We start from the raw sequence: 13,841 nt of genomic DNA on the forward strand, positions 1-13,841 counted from the left end.
CCTTTTTTGTTTGTCAGGTTTTTAAGTCAATGGTATTAATTACAACCAGCGTTTTACGCGCGCTTTATAGGCGCTAAACTCTTCGCCAAATAATTTAGTGAGCGCACGCTCCTCGGGTATTATTTGAAAAAGCGTTAAATAGGCAATAAACCCAACAACACACAATAGCGCCCACAAGGAACTTAACCAAATACCCCACCCTGCTAAAATAAATGCAAAACCCACATACATTGGGTTACGTGAAATTTTATAAATGCCGCTCGTAATAAGTTTTGACGCTTGCTCAGGTTTATTTGGGTTTACTGTGGTGTTTGCTATTTTAAAGCTCGCCACCCCTGCAATACAAAAAACACACCCAATAATGACCAAACTTGCTGCTAAGTAGGTAATAAAGGCGGTGAAATCAATAACACTGTAATGCGCAATAAGCGCCATTATGCCTGCAAAAAACAGCACAACAATAACGGGAGGTATTTTATTATTTAACATGGCAACTCACTGTATTGGCTAAAGTATGTTTATTATATGGAGATTAGACAACTATTAGACAACTATTAAACAATATCTAAAGTGTATAAATGATGAACACGCTCAAAGCTTGGCTTAAGTAAAGTATACAAATTAAGTTACAATTGTCAGCTTTATCAAAAGCGCTTAAAGGTTATACTTTAACCATAAACGAATAATAAAATGATAAGGAATGAGATTATGTCTGGAACTACGATCGTAGTAATTATAAAAGTATAATTTTCAAGACTGTAGTTTTAATTCTATAAATATATTCATTATCAACAACTTAATTTATTTTAATGTGTAAGAAAATCAATATCGATAATTCAAAAGCTTATAGAAATATACCCGCCAAAGTCAGGCAAGATTTAAACCTAGTCGAACATCTTTATAGTATGCTGAAAGTAGATAAAAGAAATGATGCAAAACATAGCGCAAGCTTTATAAGAAAGTATGGTAAGTGTATGACCCCTATAAAAGCTCAAAATACAAAATATCAAACAATATCGCTTTACAGGTTCTATAAAGCCAACAATAAAGTATTGAAGAATAGACCGCAAAACAATCATTATCAATTTTATATGCACCGTGTTATGTACTCTATAAAAAACATAACAAAAACACTAAATAACAATAACTTACAAGTCAATCATAAATGTAGTAACACTCAGTGTTGCAATCCAAATCATTTAGAACTCATATCAACGTATGATAACCAGCGCGAAAAAGTAACTAGAATTATTGATAAATTGAAAATTGATAGTTCAGATACAAGAAATGAACTATATGATTTATTTAATGTGGGTGCTATTAATAATGGTGCTGGTGGTATGAATGACTTTGATTTTGAAAGCGGAGAATATACACCGATATATGATCTTGATGACTGGAACGGTGAATGTTGAACAATTAATAGATTATTATTCAATATTGTATTAAATGTTTGCATTAAATATAACTGCATAATACGGGGGCTATGATGGTATGATGCAGCTATATTTTATAGGAAAATGTATTAATTATTAAGCATTTAGGAAATTTACTATACGGTGCTTAATAATGCTTGGAATCTTAGGATTAGTGTCTAGAAACTTTAACCAATGTTCAGCATGATTTATTTTTAGGGTTAACATTGAATGGAATCTAAAAATGAACTCTGGCCGTTCAATTGCTAGGAAAATTAATCCACGGATCGCACCAGCTTGTGTTTGCTTCGTTCCTAAATCATTAATGGACTTTGATTCGAACGTAACTAAATCTGTTTTGAGGTGGTGAACAATAACCTCAATGATTGCATTATTAATTGCTTGGTCAATTTTAATTATTCCGAACGATTGTAGTATTTTCGTTAGTTCATCATGTTGTAGTTTTAATTGCTCCTTAGTTAGTGTTGGTAGCATAGTATGTAACCTTTATTAATAGTTGTTTATAGTGTGTGAGAGTGTTTTATTTTGGTTTATCGTTTCTTTAGTGTCTTTGTTAAAATATCAATCTGTTTATGAATCGTTGCCAATTCGTCAGAATCTTTTACCTTTCTTGCTTCTCGTTTCAATTTATTCAATGAGTTGTTGAACTCGCGAAAATCTTTAAATGTCATAACTGTTTTTTGTTTTACTTCTTTCATTTTTGTTTACCCTTTTGTTTTATAGTTGTTTACCATTCTTCATGATGGTTAATAGATTCACGTTCAAAACCAACGTCTATGTATTCTTCAATAGCTTGGTTTGATTGTTCTTGAATATTTTCTTTAGATTCTTCTAAGTCATTAAGTATGATCGCGCTGTAGTAAGACACTGCATCTTCGATACCTAACCCATCATTAAGAATCTGTTTCTCATTATCGTTAATAAATACAATATTCGATTCAATATTTTCTAAAAGTTGATTCATAGCAGAATTGAGATTATCCGATTGCATTAAACGTTTAACTGCCTTTTCTGCTGTAGGTTTGATTCTGAAACTAACTGTTTTAGATTTTCTCAATTTTGCATCAATTCTAGGTCTTCCCCTTTTCTTCATAATTCATTCTCTTTTTGTTTCTCTCATACAATATATATAAGACTTTTTTTAGCTGTGAATACATTAACAATGGTTGTTAACTGGCTCACACTATTAATGAATTGTCAATACAGTATGTAAAATATTAATGTTCGTTTGGGGTATACTTTGCGGACGTTTTTCCACAATTAGAAAAATATCTTTAAACCGTTCGTTTAGGGTTGCTTTGTAATTAAAGAGCCATTATTGTATAGGCTCTAGAAGCTAAACGAACGGTTAGGTAAATTGTGAAAGGTAAATCATTTATTTTTGGTTATGCGCGGGTATCTACAAAAGATCAAGATTTAAGTGTTCAGTTAGAAAAATTAAATGAACATGGTGTTGATAGAATCTACAGTGAAAAATTAAGCGGTAAAAATACAAACCGTCCTGAACTTGAAAAAATGATTGAACAACTAAGAGAGGGCGATACTGTAGTTATAACAAAAATTGATCGGTTGGCTCGTAACATGAGGGACTTTCAAAATATTGTTCATGAATTAACTGAAAGTGGTGTAACGCTTAAAATACTAGATCAGAATATTGATACATCATCTGCACAAGATAAGTTATTTATGGATATGTTGGCAATGTTTGCCGACTTTGAAAGGACTATGATTTTAGAACGTCAACGTGAAGGTATTGCACATGCTAAAGAAAAAGGTGTTTACAAAGGTCGTAAACCCACCAGCGATGATAAGAAACAGTTAGTTTTAGAACTGGCTGCAAGTGGTATGAAAAAAGCAGATATTCAACGTGAAACTGGTTTAGGTAAAACCACAGTTTTTAAAATAATCAAAGAATCTAACATTTAAATAATTGTATACGCTCCTTTCATAGCGTTACCAGCATTATACGTATGATGCAAAAAAGGCTGAACAGTATTAGTTTACTGTTCAGCCTTTTTAAATTAATTCTTAATAATCAATATACTACTATTAATGATAATTATTAGCTATTCATCAGTCTGTCCATATTTAGCAGTAATTTTCGCTAATATTGCATCACTTGCATTAAATAACACTTCATCATTTACCAGTTTTATCTCTACAGAGTTTAATTCTGATTCGGTTAAAAAACTAGATAGTCGCTTTTTATGGTCAGAAATAATACATTCACTCAAGCTTCTTTTATTTACTATTTTTACAGGCACAGTGCATTCCTTTTTTGTTTCTAAGTATTATAGAAGCTTAACCCTGTGAACAGACTCAAGCTTTCCAACAAGAATTACTATTTAAAATTATATTTCACACTATTTTTCAAATGAAGCTACTGCATCTAAAATTTGTTGCACCTGATAGTCTTTAACTTTAATCACTTTAGAGCGTGTCCCTTGTACTTTAACTTCAAAACCCTGCTTATGAGACTCATAAAAAGAGTAAGGTAAACTAATACCAATGGTTTCAGTTAAACTACAGCCACCTAAAAGCTTTGAATTAGAACAATCAATATCGGTGTCGATTTTTGTAATCTCAGTTACTAAACCAGTTTCAGTAAAAGCTTTGCTTAAATGACCCCACTTATCTAAAAAGTGAACATCAGCATAGATTTGGATTTTCTTTGGCTTATCCTTAACGTTATTTTTGACCCATGTGCGCAACATCAAGCTGTTATCGAATGTTGATTCGATCTTACTTATTTTGGTGAATTTATCGTATGTAACTTTAGCTTCTGGCGGATTAAACTTTCTAAAATTATTTGCTCCCAATATTTCTTCGTAGTTTTTTACAACAAAATCCGAACCATCAGATAAGCTTACGTTTGAAACCGTTTGTTCAATGTATTGAATTCTTTTTAGCCAATAAACTTTGCAAGATTCAGTGATTACCTTTACATCAGATGCATTCTGATACTCATATCGATTACCATCAATTAATACATTGTCTGTTTTTAATCTACTATTAGGTTTACCAGTTGCGTTATTATAATAATACTTATTTTTAATTTCAGTTGAAGTTATCTTAAACTTCTCAGTTGCAAGTGGTGCAAAATAACTAGGATTATTGAACTGCTTTTCATACTGTGCGGTAGGATCAGATGAAAAAATATTCGTAATATACCTCATTTTATAATCAGGTGCTTTAATGTATTCAGCAGAATCAATATTGTTGTATCCACAGTCTACGACACCATTATCAAGTTTATTACCTACAGATTTGGGAGTGCTTGATGTAGATTGACAACCAGCAAGGCCGATAGCGATTAAAAGTAGTGAGAATGATTTATTGTTCATTATTAGTCCTTTATATTAGATGCAGTCCTTTAGTGTGAATATCTTAACATACTTAATTACACGGTTTAAACAATTTTACCCCTATAAACTCTTCTCAGATTCTATTAAAAATAGGATTGTTGAAGCAGTCATATGAAGCGTAAACGATGCTAATGAAGTGGGAATATCTACAGTCTGTAAACCAGTCCCATGAGAACCATTTTTGTTTCTTATAGTTGGTATACTGCTTTGAATTAAAGTTCTTAACGCTGTGACTTGGGACTTTAAGTAATCAGGAAATAGATTGTTTTCAAAACAGATTTCAATTAAAGAACTAGCTGTTGCTTTAGTTTTAGACCTTTTCCCTTTCTCATCATAAGCCCAACCTTGTTTATGAATAATCACTTTCATTACACTTTCAAAAGCTTTGTTGCACTCAAGAATAGCAGTACCATTTTCGCCATTCCTATATGCTTTATGGGCGTTTAAAAACTCACTTTCAGCACTTACATACTCTTTTTGATTAAGTAACCTTAAAGCAGGTACAACTGTTTCTGAGTGTATAATCTCCGAATCGACTCGAACAATTTCATTATTTAAAAATTGATAGCCGACAGAATTTTCTTTAAATCTAATGTTTAGATCGTTTATAGCTTCAGCAGCTAACTTATTATTAAGCATTATAGGGTTATTGATAAGTTTGAACATTTCTTCAATAACGGTTAAATCTTCATTAACACTTTTACTTTTAGTAAAGTAGTAAAGTAATTCTTTTGATGGATTACCAACTGAGTCATACTCAACATAAGGCAATGCAAAAACTCCCAAATCTGAACATAATATTTTATGAGTTTTCTCATAGAAGGTTTTAATATTTTTAGTAAATTGCAAGCGAGCATTAATAAAAATATTTTCCCAAATATGGATGATTTGAATTTTAAGTTTTTCAGGCAATTTATCGTATAAGTATACATCTGGCTGCTCGTTATTTAATTTTGCCTGTCGTTTGGAATAAGTTTCATGGATAGCCATTCAAATTCTCTTTATGGTTTTATTAATTAAGGAATTTAGATAGCTTACAATAAGTTTCTTGAAAATTAATTGCTTTTAATTAAAAATTTTTAAATTCAAGCTACCTTATCCACACCAATTTTTAACTTTTTTACCTCCATCGTACTTTACAGCTAAATTATGCTCTAAAAGTAAGTCTGACAGCGACACACCATCTAAGAATACGTCAGCCACTATTCTAAAGTATTTCCCTCTTTTAACGCTTTTTAGAACTATTACTTTAGCTTCTCTTAATTTTTGAACTGTAAATTGTTTTGCTTTTCTAGCTAAGACTCTCTCTTTAACACACTTAGTACGAATTTCTGGCGTGTCGATATTAGCTACACGAATACTTATGTTTTCACCAAAGATTCGGGGCATGTCACCATCAAGATTAACTCGAAACGTGTCTCCATCATAGATACTTACAATTTCAGATACGTTCAAATCCCCATAAGTTTTTGCTACTGACAATGGTACGAATAGAAGAGTTAAAATTAAAATAGTGTATTTCATATCAATCCTGGATTATGGAAAGTATGAGTGTAGCAGACACAAAAAAACCACGGTTTAGAAAACAGTGGTTTTTATGTTTAGTTGTGTTTTTTATTGTTCCCACAAGTTAGAACAAAATAGCAATAAAACTATATAAAAGTAGATGTATCTAAGTCAAAACTAATGACTGGTACATTAGCATTATTAAATTCTACACTTACTGATTCCAAGTCTTTTTGAATCAACTTTGTATACAACCAATGAGCTACTTCAAAGTATTTGGTAGTGTAATCAAGCGGATTAAGCTCAACTGCATACTGCCCGTAAGGAGTTATTATTGTTTTGAAACATGACACTAAAGAGAATAGTTCATCTTCTATTTTTATTGAAACATCTTTTTCAGTGTTATCAATTTTTGCTAATAATTCTTCAACTGTATTAAATTCGCTTGTACTTACATTAATATCTTTCATTTTTTGTTACCTATAGTTTATATCACTTCCCCTTATTAGAAAGTCTTGTTTATTTCGAGGTAACTATAATATAAAACATAAGCTTATGCAAGCTAAAATTTATTTATAAGGCATTAGCTTGTATTTTACAATGTAACCCCTGTTTTTCACGGTTAACTGTCAACTTTATGAAGCATTATCCAAACTTAATGTTTTTTTTACATTATTCTGCATTGGCTTTAATTGTATTGGCTGTTCTTCAATTACAGGATCATTAGCTGCATCTTGGTTTAATAGTTCATCATAAATCTTGTTGTTATCAATTGATTCATTATTACTGTCACTAATACCCGTTATTAACGTTAATTCGTGACACTTATCACCAATACTACCCTCAGCACTAAGTGTCCCCAATTGATTGTCCGATGTTCTCTCTGGTAGTTTGGGGACACTTAGCAAAAGAGAATTAAAAATCTTCTCTGCTTTTGCACTACGTAGACCATTCATTTTATTTAATAATTCGTCTAATCCAATTTTATCAATAATATTTTGAATATCATCTACACCAAACTTTTTAGCTAATCTTTGTTTTGATTTACGTTCTTTTTCATCCATAGCTTTATAAACAGTTGGGCGAACACCACGCTTACCAAGATGAATGGAGAGTTGCAATAGTCGTAAAAGATTACATAGATAGTGATGATCAAGCTATTTTAAGAATTAATGTTGATCCAGTGTGCTTCTTTAGATATTCAGTTTGAAACTGACTTAGGTAAACCAGCCTAGCTTTAAGAATAAAAAGATGAAAGCCAAAATACAAAAAAACCCTACTCAATATTACTTGAATAGGGTTTTTTTTGTTCATGCAATGGATGACTTATACCATTGTATGAACTGAAGGTAAGTATTCTGCTGATGATGACAGAATGACTACTTATTACGATTTTTTAATAAAAACATAAGGCCAACCAATTTAAATGAAAGTAAAAAATTGATTTTTGTTTTGTATAGAATTATTTATGTAAGTTTTTTTCAGTAATTACAGACTATGTATAAAATTGTGAATTTACAATTTTCAATATTTTATCAAAATTAAGGGATTCTTCTAAATCATACAGATCACCATACATAAGATTGTTGATATACTTGCACATTGCTTTTAGATCATCTTTTGATAGTGAACCTCATAAACCTATTGGTGTAACGTTGTCAACTATTAATTAAAACAGGGGAATATTAATTGATAGTGTATTAATAACTAACCTTATACATAAATGAGTAAAAGAACCAATTAACACAAGACCTGTAAAGGTCGTAGTCGTTGAACGCAGTGAAACTAGATTGTTAACGGTTATATTCAAATATAAGTATCGCTATCGCTCTACAACTTCGCTAACTGCGTTAGCTTGTATTCAACTAGTTTTTAGATGTTTATGTATAAAGATCTTAACCAACTATTATTATATTCCCTCAATTATTCCCTCCACTTTTCCCTAGATTTTTAGCCGTTCAATTGATAGTTCCCCTTATACAGAACCGACTAAAAATCTAGGGAAAATTATTCTTTCCTCATTCCTCAATTATTCCCCTATTAATACATAGAACTCATAGTAAAAGCAGTTGATTTAAGTTGATCACCAAAGTTAAAAGCAGTTTTGCTATTATCAACACTATCCATAAAATCTACACTTTTAAGTTCTTGATTATCTTTACCATGTTCAATAGATGGTAGTTCTAAACCACCACCAATATTATTTTTGAATTCGTCAATATTTTTATTTTGTTTCATTTTTGCTTTAAAGTTTGCAAAGGTTGATTCACGTTTTTCAACTGTTGTTGAAACAGTTTCTTGAACCGTTTCAACAACCTCAACAACACCACCAGCAATAGTTTCATCATTGTTATTAATGTTCATAACCAATTCTGCAATTGCCTTTCCTTTAAGGTTTTCACATTTTTCAATGAACTCATTCAATCCAATTTTTTCAGCCGCTTGTTTAACCTCAGTAGATTTAACTTTATAATCTTTAGCTTTTTGTGCAATTTTAGTAACTTGCTTTTTAAGTTCTTTTTCATTTACAGATAAATTATCAAAATATTCAATAGCAGTATAAGCACCATGTTGTTCAATGAATGATTGAACCGTTTTTTCACCGTGAACAGATTTTAAATAATTTACACGTCTTCTTGTTTTCTCGTTTTCGTATACTTTCTTTTCATTTTTAAATTGTTCATCGTTAATAACTTCAATGTTACTTAATAGTTCATCCATGAACGGCTGTAGTTCAGGGTATGATTTAGCATAACGAATCATACTTGCACGTGCTGTCTCGTTGTCAGGGAAAATCAAAACAACTGGTTTAGTTTGAGTTGTTCTTAATGCACCGCGACCAATATTTTGAACCTGTGCAGATATTGTTACCTGTTGATCGAGTTCATCCATAGATACACCATGTAAACTATTTAAAGAGCTACCAGTGTAGTTATCCACCTTATTTAACCCATAGTTAAGCATAACGTTATTGTGCATTAAATCGTTACGGCTACGTGTGATAGTAGAAACAGTATCAAAATCACATTTAAGATTATTAAATGCTGTTTCATGAACACGGTTATTTTTACTGAACATAACACCCTCAACAATAGAACCTAGATTGTTTATGTAGTCAGTCACTTTCACATAACCTTGTTGATCGTTGGTAGCTTTAGCAATAGTAAACTTATTTTCACCAGCTATTGAAGCAATTCTGATCATAGGTTTACCGTCTGCACCATACAGAAACTTTTTACCGCGCTTTTCACTATCGTATGTAAGCATGGTGTAATCATACTTCACACCCTCTTTTAACCAAGAATAAACTGCGGTGTTATCATTTTTCACATTTTCAGAAAGTGCATAAACAGTTTTAAAGTGTTCAAAAACATTTTGAGATAATTTAGAAAATTGTTCTACGTTGTATGAACCTTGTTTATTTTTTAGAATCTTTAAAAATAAATCATTGTTCTTTTCTTTATCTATCATGTGAGCAACTTTTTTAATCTCTGCTGTAAACTTGGTATTCGTGCTGTTCTTTCTTTCAATATCTTTAATTAATTCGCCGAATTGGTCAGCTTTACCATTTATTTTTAGAGTTGATTCATTATCATCAACTCTAACAACCTCAGTTTTGAAACATGCTTTAACTATTTCAACCTCATTTAAGTTATGTTTATCAAAAGGTTTATACATACTAAATGGTGTTACATCATCATCAAGAACAAGCAAATCATTGTTATTTGATAGTGCATCAAAGTTAATAAGTCTTACAGCAACGTTAGTAACCAATACACAAGCACCAGTGTTAGGTTGTAGTTTCAATTCACACATAACATTTTGAAACATTGAATCAACTGTGACACCCTTATCAAGATCTTTTGATGAAACCATTTTTACACGGTTTAATAGTGCTTTTAATTTTTCAACTTTTTCAGCCGCTTTTTCACAATGAGCAACTTTAAGTTTATTAACACCTGCATTAATATACTTTTGAATCTCTTCTTGTAATTCGATTGAACGTTCAACCTGTGCATCAATTGAATGAGTGCCATAAATTACAACACCACCAGCAAGCATAGTTTTAATAGTCTCTTTCAACATTAATGTAGTTTTGCCTACACCTACGCCACCATCAATTAATTGCAGTTTTTCTTTCTTTACCTGTTGACAGCTATCAATTTTCTTGCTGTTATTAGCATCATAAATATTATTGTTAGTTTGACTAACAAGTTTGTTTTGAAGAGAGCTTTTACGTTTGGTCGCGGTAAGCTCTTTTTTTATGCCTGAAAAACACACTTCTAGCTCACCTTGTGCGTTAAGTTTAAAGTATTCGTTAGTTTTAATTAATGTTTTCATTTTTATACCTATTATATTATTTTATATTTTAATCTCCATTTTTGAGAATATTGTTTAATGGTGGCTGGTGGTGTTGATAATGGTCAATCCACCAGCCATTATTGTTTATTTTATATAACATATTGATTTAACTCATAATTTATTTAAAGCTCATTTATTATACAGTAACTATTTTACTACCTTTGAACTATGTTGGTGCACCATTGCACTATTGTGGTACAACAATCAAAAAGCATCAATTAAATCATAAGGTTATATTACACGCATCACGCACCAATGCGGTGCGCAAGGGAGTTATACGAAAATGTAAAAACACGGCTTTAAACCTTAATTTTACACCAGACGCCCAAAAACATAAGTTTTATTTTTGGCGATTTTTCATCATATACCCAATATATAGAGAATTGTATATTTTTTATACAGTAAAAAAGATAATTTTTTATTCTGATGCATAAAAAACGGCAAAAATAGGTGTCGTGTTGCAGAGTTAAAATTGAATAACGCCCATAAACCCATCTAAAACGCACTATATGACGTTTTTAATAATATAAATAGAGGCATAGCCAGTTTAGGGTGAATCCTCATAGCTTATCGTTAATCATCATTAAAATTAAATTGTATATTTTTACTATGAAAACCCTAAAAAACTAAAATACGTTTGGTGCTAAAAGAGGGGTGAAACGCTTGTTTTTATAAGTTAAGTAGGCCAAAAACAACCATTTTAACCAACTTAATTTATTTTTTGAATTCGTTGGTATTGTTTATATTTTTATTTAATTAAACGTATAAAAAAAGCCGTTGAATATTTTATGTATTATCACCTACACAAATATTCAACGGCTTTTAATATTCTTTTACATTCGCAAAAATATAAATCCAATAATATTTATGTTTTTTATTTTACCGCTGGTGGAATATTCGCACCAGTAGGAGCATGGTTTGATAATTCCCCATTAGGCCACTTATAATAAAATGAACCATAATGTAACGGTTCTTTATATTTCAATACGTTATCATGTAAATTGATCATCCACGCCTTAATTTTTGTCGCTAAATCTTCTCGGGGATAACGATCAATTGCTAACAAATCAGTTGAAAATACGTCCGTTGCTGTGTAAAAAGTGCCGTCTGCTTTTTTTACATAATTCAAACTCTTTCAGTAGATTATTAATAGCTTTTTCACGGTCAAATGAACTTGTCATTATTTTTATAAAAACATCATCAAAGCTGGTTAATGTTAAAATTCGTTCAATCATTATCGTTTACCTTTTTTAGAAAATTGTGCTTCAAGAAAATAGAATAAATGTTCTAAAATCAAGTATTTTGCAGTTTGTTGATCAACTTTAATATTCAACACAGTATGATCAAAACGTAAACCATAACGATTTAATATTAATGTAACAGTCGCTTGTTTTGAATAACTTTGAACGTACTGATCGTATAGGTTGTTTAAGTTTTCGTGGTTCGTATCCGATTTTGTATAGAATCGAATCTTATTATTTTGACAGTTCATATACATTATTTTAAACCTCTATTAGGTTTAAAATAATGTCTGTAAGATTAAACACACCAAAGAAAGCAGGTTGTTCATTCCCGAATTGTTTCTCGTATTCGTCACAAACCTGATCAACTGTTACCACTGTATTCAAACCTATCAAGATTGCTTTAATAGCTCTTTTTGCTTCATCATTGCAATACATACCATGTTGAAAATACGTAACTACCTTATTCATAATATACTGTTTTTTGCCTTTATTTTTCTGCTCCATAACCAAACCTATTTAATTTTTTATTATTTTCTAGAATCTTATTTTTAATGTCTTGCATTTTGTTAACTGCTTCGGTTAATGCATCATCGTTTAAAAAGCTTCCTTTATTTTTCTCAACCTCTGATTTTAAGAATTCATAAATCTGTTTTAATTTTTCATCTGTCATCTTTTTTACCTATTATTGTTCTAAAATTGAATCAAGCTCGTTAACTTTTTCATTTAATGTCTTTATAAACGATTCAAAATAAAGAATCTTTGCTTGTAAATCTTTTTTATATAATTTTAATACTTCTAAAATCTCTTCCTTACTTTCCTTAATAATTTCACACATACTAGCTAACTCTTTTTAATTTATTTTATAATTTAAACCACGGTGCTTTTTTAACTGAATCTACACTTTCAGGTAAAATTGTTTTTTCGTGATCATGAGGTATACCACCAGCTTTATTTTTAGTTTTTAATACTCGTCTAGCTTTGATTTTATCATCAAGTATTTTCTTCAACTTTTTGATTTTCTCTTTTCTAGATTCAATATCTTCATTAATAAAAACTTGTTTAATACTCTGAATATCTTCATTAATTGCTGGTGGTATAGTTTCTTCGCAAAGTTTATTAAATAGTCCCTGCAATTTACATTTAACATCTTCGGATAGTTCACCGTTTTCTGTAAAAATAGTCATTATTAACCACCCATTTTGTTTAATAGTTTGTCTTCTTCTGCGATCATTGTCTCTAGTGCTGAAACTTCTGCATCAAGCTGTTGAATAGTCTTAGACTCATTTACAATACTTTCAAAAACCTTTGATTTTTCTTGATCATACGATTCAATAATCTGTTCAACTAGTGCATTGATAGTCTTCTCTAAAAATGATTTTGACAGTGTTTCACCCTTAAAAATCACTGTTACACCGTCTGTAACTTCTTGTTTTAATTTTGATAAATCCATCATGATTAAAACCCATACTGCAAGTCATTATTAATCTGTGTCAATTCGCGCTTGATGATACTGGTTAATAATAGCGAACGATTAGAGATCATATTGTCTGCCATGTAGGATTTTAAAATTGCATCTTCACGGTCTGTTAATGAGATTCTGATTTGATATTTTTTATCTGCTTTGCTTGCTGCTGCTGGTGTTGATACTTGTGCTTGTTCGTCTTCAATAAACATAATTTTTTACCTTTTTAATTATTCATTCTTTAACAGTGTTTTTACTGTTTCTATAATTATATTTATGCACTTTTTATTTACTGTTAAAACATAATCCTAAATTGTTAGAACATTAACACGCTAAAAAAAGTCTTATATATATTGTTATAAGAAGAAGATTATTCTTCCCACTCACACAAAAACAGGAAAATAAAAATGAAGAAAACAGAAAAAGAAAAAGATTTAAATATAGTTACACTAGAAAAGCCACTATG

General features: G+C 30.6%; 20 protein-coding genes. 2 read left to right on the plus strand and 18 right to left on the minus strand.

Features of this window, described 5'->3' with window-relative positions:
* Window positions 1-39: 39 nt before the first annotated feature.
* Window positions 40-489, minus strand: a complete 450-nt coding sequence (locus P20495_RS16905) for an isoprenylcysteine carboxylmethyltransferase family protein (RefSeq protein ID WP_008134192.1) — start codon at window positions 487-489, stop codon at window positions 40-42.
* 320 nt (window positions 490-809) lie between these two features.
* Here P20495_RS16905 and P20495_RS16900 point away from each other — a divergent pair, with 320 nt between their 5' ends.
* Window positions 810-1,415, plus strand: coding sequence for a hypothetical protein (locus P20495_RS16900; protein WP_008134194.1), 606 nt, complete (start codon window positions 810-812; stop codon window positions 1,413-1,415).
* Window positions 1,416-1,532: 117 nt separating this feature from the next.
* Here P20495_RS16900 and P20495_RS16895 read toward each other — a convergent pair whose 3' ends face one another.
* From P20495_RS16895 to P20495_RS20120, 3 genes are read right to left on the minus strand one after another with little or no spacing between them, the layout of a single operon-like run.
* Window positions 1,533-1,910 (minus strand): hypothetical protein, encoded by a 378-nt coding sequence (locus tag P20495_RS16895; RefSeq protein WP_008134197.1) that lies wholly within the window; start codon window positions 1,908-1,910, stop codon window positions 1,533-1,535.
* 56 nt (window positions 1,911-1,966) lie between these two features.
* Window positions 1,967-2,134: a hypothetical protein gene (locus P20495_RS22100; protein WP_008134198.1), complete on the minus strand. Its 168-nt coding sequence runs from the start codon at window positions 2,132-2,134 to the stop codon at window positions 1,967-1,969.
* A 29-nt stretch (window positions 2,135-2,163) separates the two neighbouring features.
* The gene (locus tag P20495_RS20120) at window positions 2,164-2,529 is read right to left on the minus strand and encodes a hypothetical protein (protein WP_033015079.1); all 366 of its coding nucleotides are present in this window, start codon (window positions 2,527-2,529) and stop codon (window positions 2,164-2,166) included.
* A gap of 266 nt (window positions 2,530-2,795) precedes the next feature.
* Here P20495_RS20120 and P20495_RS16890 point away from each other — a divergent pair, with 266 nt between their 5' ends.
* Window positions 2,796-3,362, plus strand: a complete 567-nt coding sequence (locus tag P20495_RS16890; RefSeq protein ID WP_008134200.1) for a recombinase family protein — start codon at window positions 2,796-2,798, stop codon at window positions 3,360-3,362.
* Window positions 3,363-3,502: 140 nt separating this feature from the next.
* Here the strand turns inward: P20495_RS16890 and P20495_RS16885 are convergent, their stop codons facing one another.
* The 14 genes from P20495_RS16885 to P20495_RS16835 form a co-directional block, all read right to left on the minus strand.
* Window positions 3,503-3,700 (minus strand): hypothetical protein, encoded by a 198-nt coding sequence (locus P20495_RS16885; protein ID WP_008134201.1) that lies wholly within the window; start codon window positions 3,698-3,700, stop codon window positions 3,503-3,505.
* Between the two features lie 99 nt (window positions 3,701-3,799).
* Window positions 3,800-4,780, minus strand: coding sequence for a hypothetical protein (locus tag P20495_RS21255; protein ID WP_008134202.1), 981 nt, complete (start codon window positions 4,778-4,780; stop codon window positions 3,800-3,802).
* Between the two features lie 81 nt (window positions 4,781-4,861).
* The gene (locus P20495_RS16880) at window positions 4,862-5,791 is read right to left on the minus strand and encodes an STM4504/CBY_0614 family protein (protein WP_008134203.1); all 930 of its coding nucleotides are present in this window, start codon (window positions 5,789-5,791) and stop codon (window positions 4,862-4,864) included.
* 105 nt (window positions 5,792-5,896) lie between these two features.
* Window positions 5,897-6,325: a thermonuclease family protein gene (locus tag P20495_RS20130; RefSeq protein ID WP_033015081.1), complete on the minus strand. Its 429-nt coding sequence runs from the start codon at window positions 6,323-6,325 to the stop codon at window positions 5,897-5,899.
* A 128-nt stretch (window positions 6,326-6,453) separates the two neighbouring features.
* Window positions 6,454-6,777, minus strand: a complete 324-nt coding sequence (locus P20495_RS16875) for a hypothetical protein (RefSeq protein ID WP_008134205.1) — start codon at window positions 6,775-6,777, stop codon at window positions 6,454-6,456.
* 165 nt (window positions 6,778-6,942) lie between these two features.
* A complete protein-coding gene (locus tag P20495_RS16870) occupies window positions 6,943-7,371 on the minus strand; it encodes a hypothetical protein (RefSeq protein WP_008134207.1) in 429 nt (142 codons plus the stop codon).
* 976 nt (window positions 7,372-8,347) lie between these two features.
* Window positions 8,348-10,648: a hypothetical protein gene (locus P20495_RS16865; RefSeq protein ID WP_008134211.1), complete on the minus strand. Its 2,301-nt coding sequence runs from the start codon at window positions 10,646-10,648 to the stop codon at window positions 8,348-8,350.
* An 895-nt stretch (window positions 10,649-11,543) separates the two neighbouring features.
* Entirely contained in the window at window positions 11,544-11,798 is a 255-nt protein-coding gene (locus tag P20495_RS21890; protein WP_138950620.1) for a hypothetical protein, read from the minus strand.
* Window positions 11,799-12,171: 373 nt separating this feature from the next.
* Entirely contained in the window at window positions 12,172-12,417 is a 246-nt protein-coding gene (locus P20495_RS16855) for a hypothetical protein (protein WP_008134217.1), read from the minus strand.
* The gene (locus P20495_RS16850; RefSeq protein ID WP_008134218.1) at window positions 12,401-12,583 is read right to left on the minus strand and encodes a hypothetical protein; all 183 of its coding nucleotides are present in this window, start codon (window positions 12,581-12,583) and stop codon (window positions 12,401-12,403) included. The genes P20495_RS16855 and P20495_RS16850 overlap by 17 nt, the downstream gene beginning before the upstream one ends.
* Before the next feature lie 12 nt (window positions 12,584-12,595).
* Window positions 12,596-12,748, minus strand: a complete 153-nt coding sequence (locus P20495_RS22105; RefSeq protein WP_008134219.1) for a hypothetical protein — start codon at window positions 12,746-12,748, stop codon at window positions 12,596-12,598.
* A gap of 25 nt (window positions 12,749-12,773) precedes the next feature.
* Entirely contained in the window at window positions 12,774-13,097 is a 324-nt protein-coding gene (locus P20495_RS16845) for a hypothetical protein (protein ID WP_008134220.1), read from the minus strand.
* Window positions 13,098-13,099: 2 nt separating this feature from the next.
* Window positions 13,100-13,366 (minus strand): hypothetical protein, encoded by a 267-nt coding sequence (locus tag P20495_RS16840; protein WP_033015083.1) that lies wholly within the window; start codon window positions 13,364-13,366, stop codon window positions 13,100-13,102.
* A gap of 2 nt (window positions 13,367-13,368) precedes the next feature.
* Window positions 13,369-13,587 carry a hypothetical protein gene (locus P20495_RS16835; protein ID WP_008134222.1) on the minus strand — a complete coding sequence of 73 codons (219 nt, stop codon included), beginning with the start codon at window positions 13,585-13,587 and terminating at the stop codon, window positions 13,369-13,371.
* Window positions 13,588-13,841 lie beyond the last annotated feature (254 nt).

This window comes from Pseudoalteromonas sp. BSi20495, from assembly GCF_000241185.1.
In the GTDB taxonomy this organism is placed as follows: domain Bacteria; phylum Pseudomonadota; class Gammaproteobacteria; order Enterobacterales; family Alteromonadaceae; genus Pseudoalteromonas; species Pseudoalteromonas fuliginea.